The 19,572-nt window shown below is 66.8% G+C and carries 13 protein-coding genes; 5 read left to right on the top strand and 8 right to left on the bottom strand.

Annotated features, from left to right (window positions below; genetic code table 11):
• Positions 1-522 precede the first annotated feature (522 nt).
• A complete protein-coding gene (locus ACSYAO_RS17135; RefSeq protein WP_149908712.1) occupies positions 523-2,127 on the top strand; it encodes a hypothetical protein in 1,605 nt (534 codons plus the stop codon).
• Between the two features lie 79 nt (positions 2,128-2,206).
• Here ACSYAO_RS17135 and ACSYAO_RS17130 read toward each other — a convergent pair whose 3' ends face one another.
• Together ACSYAO_RS17130 and ACSYAO_RS17125 are read right to left on the bottom strand one after the other, a co-directional pair.
• Entirely contained in the window at positions 2,207-2,917 is a 711-nt protein-coding gene (locus ACSYAO_RS17130; protein WP_149908711.1) for a glutathione S-transferase, read from the bottom strand.
• Between the two features lie 95 nt (positions 2,918-3,012).
• A complete protein-coding gene (locus tag ACSYAO_RS17125) occupies positions 3,013-3,504 on the bottom strand; it encodes a hypothetical protein (protein WP_049400792.1) in 492 nt (163 codons plus the stop codon).
• Between the two features lie 154 nt (positions 3,505-3,658).
• On the opposite strand from ACSYAO_RS17125, the gene ACSYAO_RS17120 reads away from it, so the two are divergent.
• Positions 3,659-4,480: a DUF3014 domain-containing protein gene (locus ACSYAO_RS17120; protein ID WP_149908710.1), complete on the top strand. Its 822-nt coding sequence runs from the start codon at positions 3,659-3,661 to the stop codon at positions 4,478-4,480.
• Between the two features lie 181 nt (positions 4,481-4,661).
• The gene (gene clpB, locus ACSYAO_RS17115) at positions 4,662-7,247 is read left to right on the top strand and encodes an ATP-dependent chaperone ClpB (RefSeq protein WP_149908709.1); all 2,586 of its coding nucleotides are present in this window, start codon (positions 4,662-4,664) and stop codon (positions 7,245-7,247) included.
• 72 nt (positions 7,248-7,319) lie between these two features.
• On the opposite strand, the gene ACSYAO_RS17110 is transcribed toward clpB, so the two are convergent.
• The 3 genes from ACSYAO_RS17110 to ACSYAO_RS17100 form a co-directional block, all read right to left on the bottom strand.
• Entirely contained in the window at positions 7,320-8,120 is an 801-nt protein-coding gene (locus tag ACSYAO_RS17110) for a MipA/OmpV family protein (RefSeq protein WP_149908708.1), read from the bottom strand.
• A 140-nt stretch (positions 8,121-8,260) separates the two neighbouring features.
• Positions 8,261-9,556, bottom strand: a complete 1,296-nt coding sequence (locus tag ACSYAO_RS17105) for an ATP-binding protein (protein WP_149908707.1) — start codon at positions 9,554-9,556, stop codon at positions 8,261-8,263.
• Positions 9,553-10,290, bottom strand: a complete 738-nt coding sequence (locus tag ACSYAO_RS17100; protein WP_049461520.1) for a response regulator transcription factor — start codon at positions 10,288-10,290, stop codon at positions 9,553-9,555. Before ACSYAO_RS17100 ends, ACSYAO_RS17105 begins: the two co-directional genes overlap by 4 nt.
• A gap of 182 nt (positions 10,291-10,472) precedes the next feature.
• Here ACSYAO_RS17100 and ACSYAO_RS17095 point away from each other — a divergent pair, with 182 nt between their 5' ends.
• The gene (locus ACSYAO_RS17095) at positions 10,473-11,759 is read left to right on the top strand and encodes an O-acetylhomoserine aminocarboxypropyltransferase/cysteine synthase family protein (protein ID WP_049461519.1); all 1,287 of its coding nucleotides are present in this window, start codon (positions 10,473-10,475) and stop codon (positions 11,757-11,759) included.
• A 327-nt stretch (positions 11,760-12,086) separates the two neighbouring features.
• Here the strand turns inward: ACSYAO_RS17095 and ybaL are convergent, their stop codons facing one another.
• Together ybaL and ACSYAO_RS17085 are read right to left on the bottom strand one after the other, a co-directional pair.
• Positions 12,087-13,784 carry a YbaL family putative K(+) efflux transporter gene (gene ybaL, locus ACSYAO_RS17090; protein ID WP_149908706.1) on the bottom strand — a complete coding sequence of 566 codons (1,698 nt, stop codon included), beginning with the start codon at positions 13,782-13,784 and terminating at the stop codon, positions 12,087-12,089.
• Between the two features lie 169 nt (positions 13,785-13,953).
• Positions 13,954-16,341: a TonB-dependent receptor plug domain-containing protein gene (locus ACSYAO_RS17085; protein ID WP_032128541.1), complete on the bottom strand. Its 2,388-nt coding sequence runs from the start codon at positions 16,339-16,341 to the stop codon at positions 13,954-13,956.
• 336 nt (positions 16,342-16,677) lie between these two features.
• Here ACSYAO_RS17085 and ACSYAO_RS17080 point away from each other — a divergent pair, with 336 nt between their 5' ends.
• A complete protein-coding gene (locus ACSYAO_RS17080; protein WP_149908705.1) occupies positions 16,678-18,543 on the top strand; it encodes an ABC-F family ATP-binding cassette domain-containing protein in 1,866 nt (621 codons plus the stop codon).
• Between the two features lie 73 nt (positions 18,544-18,616).
• Here the strand turns inward: ACSYAO_RS17080 and ampR are convergent, their stop codons facing one another.
• The gene (gene ampR, locus ACSYAO_RS17075; protein ID WP_012511908.1) at positions 18,617-19,480 is read right to left on the bottom strand and encodes a LysR family transcriptional regulator AmpR; all 864 of its coding nucleotides are present in this window, start codon (positions 19,478-19,480) and stop codon (positions 18,617-18,619) included.
• Between the last annotated feature and the right edge of the window lie 92 nt (positions 19,481-19,572).

Below are 19,572 nucleotides of genomic sequence, written 5' to 3'. Positions count from 1 at the left end.
CCCTGCACCCGCGGTAGTGCCGGCCGCTGGCCGGCAACTTCAAAAGCAAAGGCGGCTATCCGTGGGTAGGTGTCGACCTTGGTCGACACGGTAGATCCACGCCATGCGTGGATAACGTGGAAATGATCGAATTGTTCGTGTAGAGCCGAGCCATGCTCGGCTCAGATGCCTCGCGTACAGCAGCCGAGCATGGGCTCGGCTCTACAACGAGCGCCTGCCTTTGCTTTTGATCTTTTGATTCTCTTCCGTGGCTGGCACGCGCAGGAAACTGTCAGGGGCCGTTCGGCATGGGCTGCGCAGGACCGTTGGCGCCATGGATGGCGCCATCGAGCCCCCAGGGACGGGTTTACGGCGTGTCCTGCGCAGCCCATCCCGAACGGCCCAACCCAGAAATCGCTGTCCGCGACCAACCCAGCCACGAGGGGCCCCGCCGTTGGCTGGAACCCATCATTCCACGACGGAATTGGCGCACCGGCCCCGCTGGGCCTACCATCGGCGGTCCCCACCCCCACCACCCCTTCCATGTCTGCTCCCGCTTCCGCCGCACCGCGTCGCTGGTTCGTCTCCGGCGACTTCAACGGCTTCTTCGGCCTGGTCGTCGACAACCTCTCCATCCTCGGCTTCATCGCCATGGCCCTGGTCGGGATCTTCCAGTTCCCCGCCGACGTGGTGTTCGGCCGCATGTTCCCTGGCACCGCCTTCGGCGTGCTGGTCGGCAACCTGCTGTACACCCTGATGGCGCGCCGGTTGGCCGCGCGTACCGGCCGCGACGATGTCACCGCCATGCCGCTGGGCCTGGATGCACCGACCAGCATCGGCATGGCGCTGCTGGTGCTCGGCCCGGCCTTCATCGCCTTCAAGCAGCAGGGCATGGACCCGCATGCTGCGGGCATCGCCACCTGGCAGCTGGGTATGGCCGCGCTGGTCATCATGGGCGTGCTCAAGTTCGTGCTGTCGTTCTTCGGCGAAGCGGTTACCCGCGCGCTGCCGCGTGCCGCACTGCTGGGTTCCATCGCCGGCATCGCGCTGGTGCTGATGGGCTTGCTGCCGCTGCTGGAAACGCTTCGCTCGCCGCTGGTCGGCTTCACCACGCTGGGCCTGCTGCTGTACGTGCTGATCGCCAAGGGCAAGCTGCCGGTGCGTGGCCCCGGCGTGCTGCTGGCCTTCGTGTTCGGCACCGTGCTGTATTACGGCCTCGGCCTGGCCGGCTTGGGCGCGCCGGGCTTCCATGTGCCGGCGTGGGTACCGCCGCAGGTGGTGCTGCCGCTGCCGACGCTGGGCTTCCTCGACGGCCTGCCCACCGCGATGACCTACCTGCCGCTGCTGCTGCCATTCGGCCTGCTGATGGTGGTCGGTGGCATCAACGTGTCCGAAAGCGCGCGCGCGGCCGGCGATGACTACCGCACCCGCGACATCCTGCTGGTGGAGGCGGTGGCCACGCTGGTGGCCGGTGTCTGCGGCGGGGTGGCGCAGACCACGCCGTACATCGGCCAGCCGGCCTACAAGCACATGGGCGCGCGCAGCGGCTACACGCTGCTGACCGGCCTGTTCGTTGGCATCGGCGGCATGCTCGGCATCATCTCCGGGCTGGTGCAGTGGCTGCCGCTGGCGGTGCTGGCACCGATCATCGTGTACGTGGCCATCGACATCACCACCCAGGCCTTCCAGGCCACGCCGCGCCACCACACCGGTGCGATGGTGTTCGGTTTCCTGCCGTCGGTGGCCTACCTGCTGGCGATCAAGGCGCCGGGCTGGATCGCGCCGGACCAGCTGCCGCAACTGCTGACCAAACTGGATGGCCACGGATTGCCTGAGCTGGCGGTGATCTTCACCCTCGGCAACGGCTTCATCATCACGTCGATGCTGTGGATCTCGGCGGTAGCCGCGATGGTCGATGGCCGCCTGCGCCGTGCCTGCGGCTTCCTGCTGGTGGCCGCGGGTCTGACCCTGTTCGGCCTGATCCATTCGGTGGATCCGCGCGGTGGCATCTACCTGCCGTGGGACCTGGACGGGTTGGCACGCATCATCAGCTGGCAGTTCGCCGGCGCTTACGTGGCACTGGCGCTGCTGCTGGGCCTGTTGTCGCTGCAGAAGCAGGCGGTGAAACCGCTGGGTGAGAACAGCTGACCCAACGGTAGTGCCGGCCGCTGGCCGGCATGCTCATGGAGCTCGGACGCAGTGTGCAGTTGCCGGCCAGCGGCCGGCACTACCGCTCCCCATCCAGCTCCGGGTAGTGGCGGAAGATGCCGTTGGTGTTGAACGGCAATCGCCGCGCCGAGGCCAGATAGACGGCAATGTTGGGTCGTTTCGCCACCCGCTCCTGCAGCGCGCGCAGCCGGGGCAGGGTGGGGCCGAGCGCCTGCATGCGGCGCGGGAACATGTAGTCCAGTCCGCTCAGCAGCTGGAACAGCGACAGATCCACATAGGAATGCTCGCGCAGCGCATGGCGGCCACCGTTGGCGGCCAGCACGTGTTCGAAGTAGCCCAGGAACTTCGGCAGTCGTTCGCTGCGCAGGGACGCGGCACGCGCTTTGGCTTCGGTCTTCTGTTCTTCGTAGTACTTCGATGCGGCGATCGGATGGTGGGTGTCGTGCACCTCGGCCACCAGGTCGGCGATGGTCAGCTGCAACTGCAGCGCCTGCATCCGCCGCGAGGCTGCCTGTGGCACCAGGTCCAGCGTCGGGCCCAGGAAATCCAGGATGGCCGCGACCTGCGCGATAAGCTGGCGACCGGCCTTCAGGAACGGCGGCGCGAAGGGCTGCGCACCTTCACTGCTGCCATCGAGAAACGGCTGCATCACTGCATCGCCGTGCACCCGCGCCATGTCGATGTAGTCGGCACCGGCATCCTCCAGCGCCAGGCGCACGAACTCGCCACGGCCCTGGATGCCGGTCAAGTAATACAGCGCGTACTGCATGGCTGTGTCTCCACGGGACAGGATGCATAGCGTCGCGCTGCTCGCGCAAAGCGGGCGTGAGTGCAATGCCTACCTGGCGTTGGATGTCGGAGTGTTCAGGCCGATGGCGCGACGGTGATGATGTCGTGTTCATTGACGCTGCCAGCCAGCGTGTAGCGATATCCCTTGGCCAGGACTTCAACGTAGCTGTCATGTGCGGCAAGGATGAAAAGCTGCAGGTCGTGGACATTGCGGGGATCGTAGTGCGCGAGCAGTGCCGCCAGGCCAGGATCGTGGATGACCCGGTAGAAGCCGGGGAAAGGGCAGAGACCGGTTTGCCGCCAGTGCGCGGTTTCATCGGCTGGTCCGGTTTCCTCGACGATCTCGCCGTGGCGCATCTCGTGAAAATTTCCGCCCCGGCAACGCGCTTCATGGACAAGTTCGAAATCCACCTGCAGTGAGCGGTAACGCATGCCCGGCTGCGCTGCATAGTCCTCCAGCGTCTGTGCCTCCACGTTCACCTGTGCGCTCGCGTTCTGCTCTCGATACACCAGTGTCAGGTCGAGCGTGCTGATGCGGAAAGGCACCGGTTCCGGGCGAAGCTCCATGGGTCGTTCGTCGAAGGGGCTGGACTACTTATTGGGCCGCCCGTCGCACTGCGCTGTCAACGCGTTTCCCGAACCTTACCGGAACGGGTGGGGAACCCACGGAAATCAGCTGGGTCACACCTTCTCCATGCGTGTGAAAACGAGGTGCTGCATCATGCAGAGTGGAAAGGCGGTATGGCCCTGGGTGTTGGGCGTGGTGGTGATCGGTGGCGCGGGCGGTTGGCTGTTCCGCGACCAGCTGAAGAGCCTGGCGGACGGAGTCTCGGTGCCGGTGCAATCAACTCCGGCCAGTACCGGCGCACCGCCACAACCGAAGGCGGCCGCAGAACCCGCCCCAACACCACCCCCGATCAAGCATCCGCTGGATGCCGAGGCTGCGGCCGACCCTGCGTTGCCCAAGCTGGCTGACAGCGATGCGGCGGCCTGGGGGGCATTGAGCCAGCTGTTCCAGGGCGAAGGGCCGCTGACCCTGCTGTTGCGCGACCATCTGATCCAGCGCCTGGTCACCCAGGTCGACAACCTGGACAAGCCCAGCGTGCCGCCGACCGCACTGGCCGCGCGGCCGTTGCCGGGCAATCTGCAGGTCGAGCCCGGTGAGGGCGGCGAGCGGATCGCCGCCAGCAACGCGGCGCGCTATGCGCCCTACGTGCAGGCATTTACCGCGCTGGATCCGGCGGCAACGGCCACGGCCTACAAGCGCTTCTATCCGCTGATCCAGCAGGCCTACGTCGACCTGGGCCGGCCGGAGGGCTATTTCAACGACCGCCTGGTGGCGGTGATCGATCACCTGCTGGAGACCCCGGAACTGGCCCAGGCGCCGCTGGTGCAGCGCGACGAACGGGGCCGCTATCGCTTCGTCGATCCCACCCTGCAGTCATGCTCGATCGGGCAGAAGGCCCTGCTGCGCATGGATGTGGCGCAGGCAAGGGCCATCAAGCAGCAGCTGCGGGCGATCCGCAGCGCGATCACCCGCTGAGCCGGTCCATCGCGCAGAACTGATCGGGATCAACGCGCCGACCACACCCGTTCCGGCATGCTGGCCGCAGGCTGACTGGCCTCGGGGTGCAGTCGCAGCCACCCTTGAAACGGGGTGGGGCAACCGCATCTTTCCAGCATCGCCGGCGCGGGCCGGCCCTGATGACCGATGAGGATTCGCAATGCGGATGGACAAGCTCACCTCGCGTTTCCAGCAGGCGCTGGCAGACGCACAGTCGCTGGCCGTGGGCCGCGACAACAGCATCATCGAACCGGTTCATTTGTTCAGTGCGCTGCTGGACCAGCAGGGTGGCAGCACGCGCCCGCTGCTGGCCCAGGCCGGCGTGAACGTGCCGGTCCTGCGCGAGCGCCTGACCGAAGCACTGGACGCGCTGCCGAAGGTGTCCGGCCAGGCCGGCAATGTCTCGATGGGCAACGACCTGGGGCGCCTGCTGAACCAGACCGACAAGCTGGCCCAGCAGCACGGTGATGCCTTCATTGCCAGCGAGTGGTTCGTGCTGGCAGCGCTGGACGACGGCGGCACGCTGGGCATGGCACTGCGTGCCGCCGGTGCTGACAAGACCCGCCTGCAGGCCGCGATCGACAAGCTGCGTGGCGGCGAGAACGTGCAGTCGGAGAATGCCGAGGAACAGCGGCAGGCGCTGGAGAAGTACACCATCGACCTGACCGCGCGCGCCGAGAGCGGCAAGCTCGATCCGGTGATCGGACGTGACGAGGAGATCCGTCGCACCATCCAGGTGCTGCAGCGCCGGACCAAGAACAACCCGGTGCTGATCGGCGAACCCGGCGTGGGCAAGACTGCCATTGTCGAGGGGCTGGCCCAGCGCATCATCAACGACGAAGTGCCCGAAGGCCTGCGCGGCAAGCGCGTGCTGTCGCTGGACATGGGCGCGCTGATCGCCGGTGCCAAGTTCCGCGGTGAATTCGAAGAGCGCCTGAAGGGCGTGCTGAACGACCTGGCCAAGAACGAAGGCCAGATCATCCTGTTCATCGACGAATTGCACACCATGGTCGGCGCCGGCAAGGCCGACGGCGCGATGGATGCCGGCAACATGCTGAAGCCGGCACTGGCACGTGGCGAGCTGCACTGCATCGGTGCCACCACGCTGGACGAGTACCGCAAGTACATCGAGAAGGATGCTGCGCTGGAGCGCCGCTTCCAGAAGGTGTTCGTGGGCGAGCCGTCGGTGGAGGACACCATTGCGATCCTGCGCGGTCTGAAGGAGAAGTACGCGCTGCACCACGGCGTGGAGATCACCGACCCGGCCATCGTTGCCGCTGCGACGCTGTCCAACCGCTACATCACCGACCGCCAGCTGCCGGACAAGGCCATCGACCTGATGGACGAAGCCGCCTCGCGCCTGCGCATGGAGATCGACTCCAAGCCGGAGGAACTGGACCGCCTGGAACGCCGGGTGATCCAGCTGAAGATCCAGCGCGAGATGCTGAAGAAGGAAAAGGACGAGGCCTCGCGGCAGCGCCTGGCCGATCTGGAGAACGACATCGAGGCGCTGGAGCGCGAGTTCTCCGACCTCAATGAAATCTGGAAGTCGGAGAAGGCCGCGCTGCAGGGTGCGACCAAGATCAAGGAGCAGGTCGAGCAGGCCAAGCTGGAGCTGGAAGCCGCGCAGCGCCGCCAGGATTTCGCCAAGATGAGCGAGATCCAGTACGGCCTGCTGCCGCAGCTGGAAAAGCAGCTGGCCGCTGCGCAGGAAGCCGAACACAGGGACTTCAAGCTGGTGCAGGACCGGGTCACCGACGAGGAGATCGCCGAGGTCGTGTCGCGCTGGACCGGCATTCCGGTCAACAAGATGCTCGAAGGTGAGCGCGACAAGCTGCTGCGGATGGAAGAGGTGCTGCACAACCGCGTGGTCGGCCAGGAGGAAGCGATCAAGGTCGTCTCCGATGCCGTGCGCCGTTCGCGTGCGGGCCTGTCCGATCCGAATCGCCCGGCCGGTTCGTTCCTGTTCCTCGGCCCGACCGGCGTCGGCAAGACCGAACTGTGCAAGTCGCTGGCCGAGTTCCTGTTCGACAGTGCCGACGCGATGATCCGCATCGACATGAGCGAGTTCATGGAGAAGCACAGCGTCGCCCGCCTGATCGGTGCGCCCCCGGGCTACGTCGGTTACGAAGAGGGTGGCTACCTGACCGAGGCCGTGCGTCGCCGTCCGTATTCGTTGATCCTGCTGGACGAAGTGGAGAAGGCGCATCCGGATGTGTTCAACATCCTGCTGCAGGTGCTGGACGATGGCCGCCTGACCGATGGCCAGGGCCGCACCGTGGACTTCCGCAACACCGTCATCGTGATGACCTCGAACCTGGGCTCGCACCAGATCCAGGACATGAGCGCTGATGACAGCCCTGAGGCCTACACGCAGATGAAGGCGGCGGTGATGGGCGTGGTGCAGGCGCACTTCCGCCCGGAGTTCATCAACCGCCTGGACGACATCGTGGTGTTCCACCCGCTGGACAAGCAGCAGATCAAGCAGATCGCGCGCATCCAGATGCGTGGGCTGGAAAAGCGCCTGGCCGAACGTGGTTTGAAGCTGCTGGTGTCCGATGCGGCGTTCGACCTGCTTGGCAACGTTGGTTTCGATCCGGTGTACGGCGCACGTCCGTTGAAGCGGGCGATCCAGGCGCAGCTGGAGAACCCGCTGGCGCAGAAGATCCTGTCCGGTGCCTTCGTCAACGGCGACACCATTGAAGTCGGCAACGACGGCGGCCACCTGGTGTTCGCCAAGGCGTGATTCACACGGGGCGCTGCCTGATCGCGGCGCCCCGTTTCCTGTGGAGTACGCCGGGCCATGCCCGGCGCTCACTCAGAAGCGGTGCGTGTAGCCGCTCATCAGGCCGAACTGGTTCGCCTTCTGCACGATCGGGCTGTCGGCCGCATCGCCGAGCAGGCGCGTGCCTTCGGCCGAGATGTACCAGTTGCCATTGCGGCCCACGCGGTGGCTCCATTTCAGGCCAAGACCGGCGCTGACCAGCCCAGCCTTCGGCGTGTGCTGGGCAAAGCCGGTGCGCGCCGCCTGTTCCGGGCTGACGCCGTACCAGGTCTGCATGTAACCGCGATTGCCGTAGTCGGTGGAAACACTGCCGCTGACCACGCCACCGGCCAGGTCGAACAGCGGCATGCTCAGATTCAGATGGATCTGCTGGGTAGCCAGGCCGTTCTCGGCCTTGTCCTCGTCCTTGCGGGTGAACTGCCAGGCGCCGCTCAGCACGGCTTCGCCCAGCGTATAACCAGCCGAGACACCGACCAGGGGACGGGTATCGATATCACCCATGCCGCGCAGGAAGTCCGAACCGCCGAGCAGGGAGTCCTTGTCGCGGCGGATGCCGCTGGCGCCGACGTAGGCACGCACACGGGTGTGCTCGCCAATGGACGTGCCCCAACCGATGCCACTGGTGCCCAGAAACCAGCCCCCCGGCGAGGTGACATCGAACGACAGCGACGGCGTCGCGCGGTATTCCTCGCTGCCGCTGTAGCGCGGCGTCACGCCACCACCAGCGGCGAGCTCGAAGGTCCAGTGGTCATCCTTGGCGTGGGCGATCGGCGCGGCGAACAGCGGCAGCAGGGCCAGGCAGAGCAGGGTGGGGGAACGGCGAAGCTGGGACATGGAATCTCTCGACAATGGGAGGAAAGCAGCGCGCGCATCCGGCGAGTGCTGCAGGGGCGCCAGCGTGGCGATATGCCGGCGACCGATCCCTCCGCAGTTGTGCGGGAGTTGTAATCAACTGTAATGGCGCCCGTGGGCGTTCAGCTGGCAGCCAGCGGCCAGTGCATTTCCAGGCGCGCGCCACCCAGCGTGGCGCGGCTGATGCGCAGCTCGCCGCCGTGGCGGGCTGCAATGCGGTTGACGATGGCCAGGCCCAGGCCGAAGCCACCGGTATCGCGGCTGCGGCTGTCATCCAGGCGGGTGAACGGGCGCATCACTTTTTCATGGTCGGCCTCGGCGATGCCCGGGCCGTCATCATCCACGCGCAGGCACGCGCGGCCACCCACACCGACCAGTGAGACTTCGACCTGCGAATGCGCGTGGCGCAGCGCATTGCCTACCAGATTGCTCAGCGCCAGCTGCAGCAGCCGCGGTTCGGCATCCACCCGCGGCAACGCACTGGGCTGCACGCGCAGGACCACGCCGGCTCGTTCGGCATCACGGCGTGCATCGGCCAGGCAGGCCTGCAGCCAGTCGTTGGCTTCAATGCGCTGCATCGGCTCGCCTTCGCCGGGATGCTCCAGACGCTCATAGGCCAGCAGTTCGCTGACCAGCCGGTTGAGTTCGGCCAGGTCGCCGTGCAGCCCCTGTGCCAGCCGTGTACGGCGTTCGTGATCGTCGCTGTCCTGCATCAGGTCCAGGCCGAAGGCCACGCGCGCGATGGGCGTGCGCAGTTCGTGCGATATGGCATGGGTGAGGTCGCGCTGGCGCTGGACCAGTTCGGCCACGCGTGCGGCCATGCGGTTGGAATGGTCGACGATGACGCGTATCTGCGAGCGTGGCGAAACCTGCGCGCGCGCCTGCAGATCGCCGGCACCGATGCGATCGGCGTGCACGCGCAGCGCGTCCAGATCGCGCCAGAGCAGGCGCACCCAGGCGTACAGGCACAGCCCGAACAGGGCCAGCATTACCGAATAGGCGATCAGGGTGAGATAGAGGGTCATCGACGGCTCGCCTGGTAGATGCAGGCGCAGCCAGGGGCCATCGGGATGCAGTGGATCAAGCGGCGCCAGTACGATCTCGAACTTCTGCCGGGAAATGAGCCCGTTGCGCTGCAGCTGTTCCTGTTCGCCGGCCGCGAGGGCCGGTGCTGACGGCAGCAGAGCCAATGCGATGCCATAGTGGGGTTGCCATTGCGCCAGCTGATCCTGCTGGGCGGCGGAGTCCTTTCCGTCCAACCCCTGCCGCAATGCATACAACTGGCCGCGCACCTGCTCTGCGAACACACGCTGCTGGAACGGCAGGTAGATGCGATCGAAGATCACGTTGATCAGCAGCAGGGTGATCAGGAAGCTCGCGCCGACCACCAGCCACAGGCGCAGAAACAGCCGCTTCATGCCGACCAGGACGAGGGATTGAACTGGTAGCCGCGGCCCCACACCGTCTTGATCCGCCGCGGTTCGCGCGCGTCATCGCCCAGCTTGCGGCGAAGCTTGCCGATGCTGACATCGACACTGCGGTCCAGCCCGTCGAAGCCGATGCCGCGCACCGCCTGCAGGATCTGGTCACGCGAGAGAATCTGCCCCGGCTGGCTGGCCAGCAGCCACAGGATCTCGAATTCGGTGGTGCCCATGTCCACCGGCTGGCCGTGCAGATGCACCTCGCGCTGCATGCGGTCGATCAGCAGCTCGCCGTGCATCAGGCGGCAGGGGGTGCCGGTGTTGCTGCTGCCATGGCGGCGGCGCAGCAGGGCGCGCAGGCGGGCCAGCAGCAGGCGCGGCTCGATCGGCTTGTGCACATAGTCGTCGGCGCCCGATTCCAGGCCGAGCACCTGTTCGATGTCGTCCTCGCAGGCGGTCAGCATCAGGATCGGCACATCGGAGAAGCTGCGGATCTGCCGGCACACGTCTATGCCGCCGAGGCCGGGCAGCATCAGGTCCAGCACCACCAGTTCCGGCGCGTGCTGGCGGCAGGCCGCACCGGCGAGGTCGCCACGGGCCACATGCTGCACGGCGAAGCCGTGTTCGTGAAGGTAGTCACTGACCAGCTCGGCCAGGCGGCGGTCGTCCTCCACCAGCAGCACCGGGGTCGGAGTGCCGCTGGCGGTGGGTGTCCAAGGGGATGGCTGCATGCGCGTTGGGCCTCCGTGCCCGGGCAGGAGCGCCCGGCGGCGAAGCCTAGCAACGGCCCATGACGGCTGCCTGAATCGCGGCCAACCTGATAACCGGTGGTACTGGCGTCATCGCCAGCAGCTTTCAGCGCGTGGTTCTGGCTGGCCTATGGTGGCGGTTTCCCCGGATGGAGCCTGGCGCAATGAGCGACCCGCAGTGGCAACTGGAAACCCTGGCCGTGCACGGCGGCTACCGTCCCGACCCGACCACCCGCGCGGTGGCGGTGCCGATCTACCAGACGGTGGCGTATGCCTTCGATGACACCCAGCACGGCGCCGATCTGTTCGACCTGAAGGTGCCCGGCAACATCTACACCCGCATCATGAACCCCACCACCGACGTGCTGGAACAGCGCCTGGCCGCGCTGGAGGGGGGCATCGGCGCGCTGGCACTGGCCTCGGGGCAGGCGGCGATCACCTATGCCATCCAGACCATTGCCGAGGCCGGTGACAACATCGTTGCCTCCAGTGCGCTGTATGGCGGCAGCCTCAACCTGCTGGCCCACACGCTGCCGCAGTACGGCATCCAGGCGCGCTTCGCCGACCCGGCCGATCCGTCCGCCTTCGCCGCGCTGATCGACGAACGCACCAAGGCGGTGTTCGTCGAATCGATCGGCAACCCGCGTGGCAACGTCACCGACATCGCGGCGATTGCCGAGGTCGCGCATGCCGCTGGCGTGCCGCTGATTGTCGACAACACCGTGGCCACGCCGTTCCTGCTGCGCCCGTTCGAGCACGGCGCCGACATCGTGGTGCATTCGCTGACCAAGTACCTCGGCGGCCACGGCAACAGCCTCGGCGGCGCGATCGTCGATTCCGGCCGCTTCGACTGGGCTGCACAACCCCAGCGCTTCGCACGGCTCAACCAGCCCGACCCCAGCTATCACGGCGTGGTCTATACCGAAGCGCTGGGGTCGGCGGCCTACATCGGCCGCGCGCGGGTGGTGCCGCTGCGCAATACCGGCGCGGCGCTGTCGCCGTTCAATGCGTTCCTGATCCTGCAGGGCATTGAAACCCTGGCGCTGCGCATGGAGCGCATCAACGCCAACGCGCTGGCTGTCGCGCAGTTTCTGAAGTCACACGCAAAGGTGGCCTGGGTGCGCTACGCCGGGCTGGCCGACGACCCCGAGCATGCCGCCGCGCAACGTTACCTGGGTGGGCACGGCTCGGGCGTACTGACCTTCGGCCTGCCGGGCGGCCGTGAAGCCGGCGCACGTTTCCTCGATGCGCTGAAGCTGTTCACCCGCCTGGTCAACCTGGGCGATGCAAAATCGCTGGCCACCCATCCGGCCTCGACCACCCATCGCCAGCTGGATGCCGCCGAACTGGCCAAGGCCGGCGTCAGCGAGGACACCGTGCGGCTGTCGATCGGCATCGAGCACATCGGCGACCTGCGTGCCGACCTGGAGCAGGCCCTGGCAGGCGCCTGATAGCCGCACGCTTGGTCGTCATCGCCACAGGCGATCACCACCGGCACCGCGATGCGCTACGGTGGAACTGCCTCTCCGAGGCATGGCAACGTGGCGATCCAGATCCCCGGTCGATGCGGGTCGACCGGGGATTTTTTTGTTTCCGGGGTCAGGTCTGTTCTCCTGCGGAAAACGGATCTGACCGCATGCGCCGCCGTGTCGACCAAGGTCGACACCTACCAACAGCAGCGCGGCCCCCCGCCATCCCACGGAATGCCAGCTTTTGCTTTTGTCGTTGCCGTTGCTTCAGCAGGTGCAGGGCTGCAAGCCCTGCCGCACCCACACTCCTCACACCACCGGAATACTGTGCTGTCCCAGCCCGCGATACGGCGGCGTGGCCATCACCATCTCGGCCAGCGAGTACGCCAGCTCACGCTCGGCCATCACCGTGCCATCCGCACCGTGCTCCAACAGATGCTTCACCTCTGCATCGCTGTGTGCTCGCGCCAGCAGGGTCAGATCCGGATTGATCGCACGCAGCTTGGCCAGCGCCTTACCGGCTTCCAGCGGCTGAGGAATCGCCAGCACCGCAATCTTCGCGCGTTCCGGATGCGCTTCGGCCAGCACGCGGTCGGCAGCAGCACTACCACGGATCGCCGCCAGGCCCTTGGCGTGCGCCTGTTCGACGTGCTCCTTGTTGTCATCGATCACCAGCACCGGCACGCCACGATCGCGCAGCACCTGCGCCAGCTCGCTGCCGACCCGGCCGTAACCAATGACGATGGCATGGTCATGCAGGTCACGCGAGGGGCCGGTGGCCTCTTCCGGCTCGGCGGCCTGGGGCGACTGCTCCTGCTTGGCCTGCCAACGGTCAAGCAGCCCGAACACCAGCGGGTTGAGCATGATCGACACCAGCGCACCGGCCAGCACCAGCGACTGGCCTTCCTTCGGCAGGATCTGCAGCGCGACGCCGAGGCCGGCGATGATGAAGGCGAATTCGCCGATCTGCGCCAGGCTGGCCGAGATGGTCAGCGCAGTGCTGGTCGGGTGGCCGAACGCGCGCACGATGAAGAACGCGGCGGCCGACTTGCCGAACATGATGATCAGCACCGTGGCCAGCACCTGCCAAGGGTGCTGGACGAGGATGTTGGGGTCGAACAGCATGCCGACCGAGACGAAGAACAGCACCGCGAACGCATCGCGCAGCGGCAGCGAATCATGTGCGGCCTTGTGGCTCAGCTCCGATTCGTTGAGCAGCATGCCGGCGAAGAACGCGCCCAGCGCGAACGAGACGCCGAACAGCATCGCCGAGCCGAACGCCACGCCCAGCGCGATCGCCAGCACCGACAGGGTGAACAGTTCGCGCGATCCGGTGCCGGCGATGCGTTCGAGGATCCACGGGATGACCCGGCGTCCGACCACCAGCATCACCGCCACGAACAGGCCCAGCTGCACGAAGGTCCAGCCGATGTCGGCCAGCACGCTGCCCAGCGAGTGCGATTCCTTGGCCGCATCGGGGCCGAACACACCGGCCATCACCGGCATCATCACCAGCGCCAGCACACAGGCCAGGTCTTCCACGATCAGCCAGCCGACCGCGATCTTGCCGCGCATGGTCTCCAGCAGGCGGCGCTCCTCCATCGCCCGCAGCAGTACCACGGTACTGGCGGTGGCCAGCGAGAAACCGAAGATGACGCCATGCAGGGCTGGCCAGCCCATCAGCGAGGCCACGCCCCAGCCGAGCAGGGTAGCGACCGCGATCTGGCCGATGGCACCGGGGATGGCGATGGCCTTGACCGCCATCAGGTCCTTCAGCGAGAAGTGCAGGCCGACGCCGAACATCAGCAGCATCACGCCCAGCTCGGCCAGCTGGTTGGCCAGCGCCTGGTCGGCGACGAAGCCGGGGGTGAACGGGCCTACGCAGATGCCAGCAACCAGGTAACCGACCAAGGGAGACAAGCGGAGCTTGTTGGCCAGCGCGCCGAAGATGAAGGCGAGCCCGAGGCCAACGGCAACGATGTTGATCAGGTCGGTGTCATGGTGCATCGGCACTCGCAGAAAAACGGGGGTATCCCGATTTTCACCGATGACGCCAGATACGGCAAACCTTAAATGCGAATGGGGTCAGATCCCTCTCCCGCAGGAAAAAGGATCTGACCCCACCAGGGAGTTGCCGGCCAGCGGCCGGCACTACCAGAGAGGCGCCCGCCAGCGCTTACCAGGTGTACTTGACCCGGCCGTATACGTACGCGCCGTTGAAGCCGAACGGCGAGTAGTTGCTGTACGGCAGCATGCCGAAGGTGGAGTTCTGCAGGTCTTCGGTGCGGTCCGGGTACTTGTCCAGCAGGTTGTCGGCGCCCACGGTCAGGGTCCAGTTGCTGCTCGGCTTGTAGCTGGCCGAGGCATCCACCACCCAGGCGTCGCCATAGGTCTGGTCGCGCAGTGCGGTGGCCGAGTTGCGCACGGTGAATTTGCCGTAGCGGGTCGCGGCCAGACCCAGTTCCCAGTGGTCCGAACGCCAGGTGCCGCTCAGGATCGCCTTGTCGCGCGGATAGCTGTCCTCGATGCGGCCGATCTCATCGCGGCCGATCAGCGACTGGGTCAGGCCCAGCGTGCCGAACACCGCCGGGGTGCCGCCGACGCGGCGCACTTCGGTGTCGTTGTAGCTGTACGCGGCGGTCAGTTCCAGGCTGCTGGCGCTGAAGGGCACCGTGTAGCTGGACACGAAATCGACACCGCGGGTGCGCGTATCCAGGCCGTTGGTGAAGTACGAGAACGCGGTCACCTGCGGCAGGCCCAGCGTGCCCAGCAGCGCGCTGGTGGCGGTGTTGGTGGTGATGCTGGACGACAATGCGATGCGGTCATCGATGTCGATCTGGTAGGCGTCGACGGTGATGTACAGGCGGTCGACCGGCTGCAGCACCAGGCCCAGGCTGTAGGAGGTGGAGGTCTCGGCCTTCAGCGGCGAGGCGCCCAGCGCCTGCGCAGCCGGGCTGGTGGTCGGGAAGGTGCCGCGCTCGACGAACACACCGTTGAGGAACTGGCTGGTGACCGCCTGGTAGCCCTGCTGCGCCAGCGACGGCGCACGGAAGCCGCTGGACGCGGTGGCCCGCAGCGCGACCTTGTCGGTGAACGCGTAGCGCGCCGACAGCTTGCCGGAGAAGCGGTCGCCGAAGTCCGAGTAATCCTCGTAGCGGCCGGTGATGCCGGCCGAGAACTTCTCGGTCAGGTCCGCTTCCAGGCCGGCATAGACCGCGTAGTTGTGGCGGTCGGCATGCACTTCATTGGTCGGGGTGAAGCCACCGAAGCCCTGCGCGCCGCTGCCGGTGTACGAGTTCAGCTCGCCCGGCTTCTGGTCCCACTTTTCCTTGCGGTACTCACCGCCGAAGGACAGCGTGACCGGGTAGGCCAGGCCCCAGTCCAGCGACTTGGTCAGGTCGGCATTGAAGATGTCCTGCTGGTACTTCAGCGTGCCGTCGTAGAACGAGCGCGGGCTGGTTGCGCCGAGGCTGTAGTTGATGCTGTTGCGGGTGTGGAAGTCGAGGGTGTTCTCGCCGTGGTTCAGGCTCAGGTCCCAGGTCCAGCCGTTGTCGGTGTTGCCCTTGACCCCGGCCACCAGCGAGCGGTCCTTGGAGTACTGGTTGATCTCCGGCACGAATCCGTCCGGGTAGGTCTGCGCCAGCAGCGCGCTCTGCCCGCTGTGGTTGCGCGAGCGGTAGAACGCGAACGAGGTGATGTCGCGGTTGCTGAGCAGCGCGCTGGCGTAGCCGGTCACGCGGTCGCTGAAATCGAAGCTGGCGTTGACCGAAGCCGCAGTCGCATCCACGCGCGGGTCGCCGACGATGAAAGTCTTCTGGCCGATGCTCGGGAAGTTGCCGGTGTTCGGGGTGGTGCCGCGGTACGGGCCGGCGCGGTTGCTTTCATCCTGCTGGCTGATCTGGCCGGCCACGTGCACGCGGCCACGGCCGTTGCCGAACTCGACGCCGGTATCGCCGGAGAGCTGGTACTTGTTGCCGTCACCGGCAGAGTACTGGCCGTAGTCCACCGCCAGGCTGCCGCCACTGCCGCTGCCCTTGAGCACGATGTTGATGACGCCGGCGATGGCGTCCGAGCCGTACTGCGCCGACGCACCGTCGCGCAGCACTTCCACGCGCTCGATGGCGGCGATCGGGATCGCATTGATGTCCACCGCCGACGAACCACGGCCGATGCTGCCGTTGACGTTGATCATCGCCGAGGTGTGGCGGCGCTTGCCGTCGACCAGCACCAGCACCTGGTCCGGTGACAGGCCGCGCAGCTGCGCCGGGCGCACACCGCTGGTGCCATCGGTCAGCGCCGGGCGCGGGAAGTTCAGCGAGGGCAGGGCGCGCGACAGGGCGGTGGCCAGCTCGCTGGTGCCGGTGGACTGCAGGGCTTCGGGGGTGATGATGTCGATCGGCGACTGCGATTCGGCCACCGTGCGGTCGGCCACGCGGGTGCCGGTGACGATCACCGTGTCCAGGGTGTTGGCGGCGGTGCCGGCCTGCTGGGCAGCGGCAACGAACGGAGAGCCACCGAGTGCGACAGCGACGGCGGCGGCGATCAGGCTGGTCTTGCGGGTCATCGGGACGGAGCTCCGGTTGGCGGGGGCGGCACCGGAATCGACATCACGGGGGTGAGGCGGACGGCGGTTGTTGCGGTGCGCAAAGCAGGAATTAACGGGATATTCAGTGCGTGTCAAATGCCGGTCATCGGAAAAAACGTTGCAGCAGCAACCATTTAGCCCGGATCGGCACTGGCGGGGGAGGGAGCCCGGGACGCGCGCGGCAAGGACGTGGGAGAGAGGAACGCCGGCCGCCGCGCATCCCGGGACGCGTCAAGTATTCGTTAACGCTAGAATTGCGTCGCAGGAACAGTGCTCACCAGCACATTCCATCTGGTTATATGGACGCCTCCCCCGATGATTTCCCTTCGTAATTTCGCCTTGCGCCGCGGCGAGCGGCTGCTGTTGTCCAATGTCGACCTGACCCTGCACGCCGGTTACCGGGTGGGTGTGGTCGGCCGCAACGGTGCTGGCAAGTCCAGCCTGTTCGCGGCGGTGAAGGGCGAGCTGGAGGCGGACAAGGGCGATGTCGATCTGCCCGGCAAGGTGCGCATCGCCAGCGTCGCCCAGGAAACCCCGTCGCTGCCGGACCCGGCGCTGAGCTTCGTGCTGGGCGGTGATACCGAAGTGGCCGCCGTGCTGGCCGCCGAGGCCGAGGCGACCGCCCGCGAAGACTGGGAAGCGGTGGCCGAGGCGCACACGAAGATGGCCGAGCTCAATGCCTACGACGCCGAAGCGCGCGCCGGCAAGCTGCTGCACGGCCTCGGTTTCCCGGCAGAGACCCACCACCGCGCGGTGTCCTCGTTCTCCGGCGGCTGGCGCGTGCGCCTGAACCTGGCCCGCGCGCTGATGATGCCAAGCGACCTGCTGCTGCTGGACGAACCGACCAACCACCTGGATCTGGACGCGGTGTACTGGCTGGAGCAGTGGCTGCTGAAGTATCCGGGCACCCTGCTGCTGATCTCGCATGACCGCGAGTTCCTCGACAACGTGGCCACCCACACCCTGCACCTGCACGGTGGCGGCGCCAAGCTCTACCCGGGCGGCTACACCGACTTCGAGCGCCAGCGCGCCGAACAGCTGCGCCAGCAGCAGATCGCGCACGAGAAGGAACAGGCCGAGCGTGCCCACCTGCAGAGCTTCATCGACCGCTTCAAGGCGCAGGCCAGCAAGGCCGCGCAGGCGCAGAGCCGCATGAAGCGCCTGGCCAAGCTGGCCGGCACCGAAGCGGTGCGTGCCGAGCGCGAGTTCCGCATCGAGTTCGCGCCGCCGGCCAAGCTGCCGTTCTCGCTGATCCGCCTGAACCACGTCGAGGCCGGCTACGGCAAGGACGCGGTGATCCTGCACAACGTCGGCTTCGGCCTGGAAGCGGGCCAGCGCATCGGCCTGCTCGGCCCCAACGGTGCCGGTAAGACCACCCTGGTGAAGACCCTGGTGGGCGAGCTGGCGCCGATCGTCGGCGAGCGCATGGCGCACCCGGACCTGAAGATCGGCTACTTCGCCCAGCACACGGTGGAGTCGCTGCACGAAGGCCAGTCGCCGATGGAGCATTTCCGCGAGATCGCCCCGGACGCACCGAACCAGTCGTTCCGCGATTTCCTCGGCAAGTGGAACTTCCCGGGCGACCGCGCGTTCGAGCCGGTGGATGGTTTCTCCGGCGGCGAGCGCGCGCGCCTGGCGCTGGCGCTGATCGCCTGGCAGCAGCCGAATGTGCTGCTGCTGGACGAACCGACCAACCACCTTGACCTGGAAATGCGCGAAGCGCTGGCTGAGGCACTGGCCACCTTCGAAGGCGCGATCGTGATGGTCTCGCATGACCGCCATCTGATCGGCCTGGTCTGCGATACCTACTGGCGCGTGGCCGATGGCGTGGTCGAGCCGTTCGACGGCGACCTCGACGCCTACGCGGCCTGGCTGCGCACCCGTCCGCAGGCGCAGGGCACCAAGGCGCGCATGGAACAGGTGGAAGAGCCGGTGGTGGTCAAGACCGCGCCGGTGGCTCAGGTGGTGCAGAAGAAGCCGGTGAACCCGCACAAGCTGGCCGCCGCCGAAGCCAAGGTGGCCGAACTGGAAAGCGCCCTGGCCGAGCTGGACCGCCAGCTGGCCGACCCGGCCAACTACGCCGATGTCACCCGCATGGCGGTGATCGGCCGTGACCGCGAAACCGCTGCCGCCCAGCTGGAAAAAGCCGAAGCCGCGTGGATGGAACTGCTGGAGTCCTGATCACGCAAAAAAGGGGACGGAGGGGATTAAGTCGTTTGTGGCACAAACGACTTAATCCCCTCCGTCCCCTTTTTCATCCCTGCGCCTGCAGCCATTCGCGGAACCGCTTCGCCGGCTCACGCTCGGCACGCGAGCGCAGTCGCGTGAGCCAGTAGCGCCCCAGCTCCAGCGTGGTGCTGAATGGCTGCAGCAGGCGACCCTCGGCCAGCTCCTGCTCGAACATGCGCAGCGGCAGCAGCGCCACGCCGGCACCGCCGACCGCGGCCATCGCCACCGTCAACGACGAATCGAACACCGGCCCGCGGGCTTCCACGCCACTCACTCCTGCCGCCTGCAGCCAGCGCGGCCATTCGTCGCTGCGGTAGGAGCGCAGCAGGGGCAGGGTGCCCAGGTCGCGTGGCTGTTTGAGCCGCCGCGCCAATGCTGGTGCGCACAGCGGTGCAAACGGCGCGTCGAGGATCGCTGTGCAGGCCTGGCCCTGCCAGTCGCCATCACCGAAGCGGATCGCCAGGTCCAGGCCCTCGCCGGCCAGATCAATGCGATTGTTGTGGGTCTGCAGTCGCAGCTCGATGTCCGGGTGCGCGGCCTCGAACGCAGCCAGCCGTGGCAACAGCCAACCGGTGGCGAAGGTGCCGACCACGCCCAGCGTCAGTACTTCACGGGCCGGGCCACCGGTGTAGCGCGCGATGCTGGCCGAGATGCGCTCAAACGATTCGTTGAGCACCGGATACAGCGCCGCGCCCTCCTCGGTGAGCGCCACGCCGCGCGGCAGGCGATGGAACAGACGGATGCCGAGCCGGTCCTCCAGCCCGCGGATCTGGTGGCTCAGCGCGGCCTGGCTGACGCACAGCTCCAGCGCGGCACGGGTGAAGTTCTGGTGGCGTGCGGCCGCCTCGAAGGCACGCAGGGCGTTCAGCGGCAGGGTGGGGTGCAGCATTGGAGTAGTCGTGAGCCAGGGTGATGGCTGATCCTACCTTCCCAGTAGCCAGTTCAGAAGAATTAAAGGGTTGATTGCGACAGGCATTAATT

Origin of the sequence: Stenotrophomonas sp. STK16_22 (genome assembly GCF_051984505.1) — a bacterium.
Classification (GTDB): Bacteria; Pseudomonadota; Gammaproteobacteria; order Xanthomonadales; family Xanthomonadaceae; genus Stenotrophomonas; species Stenotrophomonas maltophilia_A.
Note: the sequence above shows the minus strand (reverse complement) of the source record. Positions and strands in the feature narration are given on the sequence as shown.

What these genes read in the sequence shown, in the direction of transcription:
- ACSYAO_RS17135 (WP_149908712.1), top strand. Translation starts at nt 523, where the DNA reads ATGTCTGCTCCCGCTTCCGCCGCACCGCGTCGCTGGTTCGTCTCCGGC.
- ACSYAO_RS17130 (WP_149908711.1), bottom strand. Translation starts at nt 2,917, where the DNA reads ATGCAGTACGCGCTGTATTACTTGACCGGCATCCAGGGCCGTGGCGAG.
- ACSYAO_RS17125 (WP_049400792.1), bottom strand. Translation starts at nt 3,504, where the DNA reads ATGGAGCTTCGCCCGGAACCGGTGCCTTTCCGCATCAGCACGCTCGAC.
- ACSYAO_RS17120 (WP_149908710.1), top strand. Translation starts at nt 3,659, where the DNA reads ATGCAGAGTGGAAAGGCGGTATGGCCCTGGGTGTTGGGCGTGGTGGTG.
- clpB (WP_149908709.1), top strand. Translation starts at nt 4,662, where the DNA reads ATGCGGATGGACAAGCTCACCTCGCGTTTCCAGCAGGCGCTGGCAGAC.
- ACSYAO_RS17110 (WP_149908708.1), bottom strand. Translation starts at nt 8,120, where the DNA reads ATGTCCCAGCTTCGCCGTTCCCCCACCCTGCTCTGCCTGGCCCTGCTG.
- ACSYAO_RS17105 (WP_149908707.1), bottom strand. Translation starts at nt 9,556, where the DNA reads ATGAAGCGGCTGTTTCTGCGCCTGTGGCTGGTGGTCGGCGCGAGCTTC.
- ACSYAO_RS17100 (WP_049461520.1), bottom strand. Translation starts at nt 10,290, where the DNA reads ATGCAGCCATCCCCTTGGACACCCACCGCCAGCGGCACTCCGACCCCG.
- ACSYAO_RS17095 (WP_049461519.1), top strand. Translation starts at nt 10,473, where the DNA reads ATGAGCGACCCGCAGTGGCAACTGGAAACCCTGGCCGTGCACGGCGGC.
- ybaL (WP_149908706.1), bottom strand. Translation starts at nt 13,784, where the DNA reads ATGCACCATGACACCGACCTGATCAACATCGTTGCCGTTGGCCTCGGG.
- ACSYAO_RS17085 (WP_032128541.1), bottom strand. Translation starts at nt 16,341, where the DNA reads ATGACCCGCAAGACCAGCCTGATCGCCGCCGCCGTCGCTGTCGCACTC.
- ACSYAO_RS17080 (WP_149908705.1), top strand. Translation starts at nt 16,678, where the DNA reads ATGATTTCCCTTCGTAATTTCGCCTTGCGCCGCGGCGAGCGGCTGCTG.
- ampR (WP_012511908.1), bottom strand. Translation starts at nt 19,480, where the DNA reads ATGCTGCACCCCACCCTGCCGCTGAACGCCCTGCGTGCCTTCGAGGCG.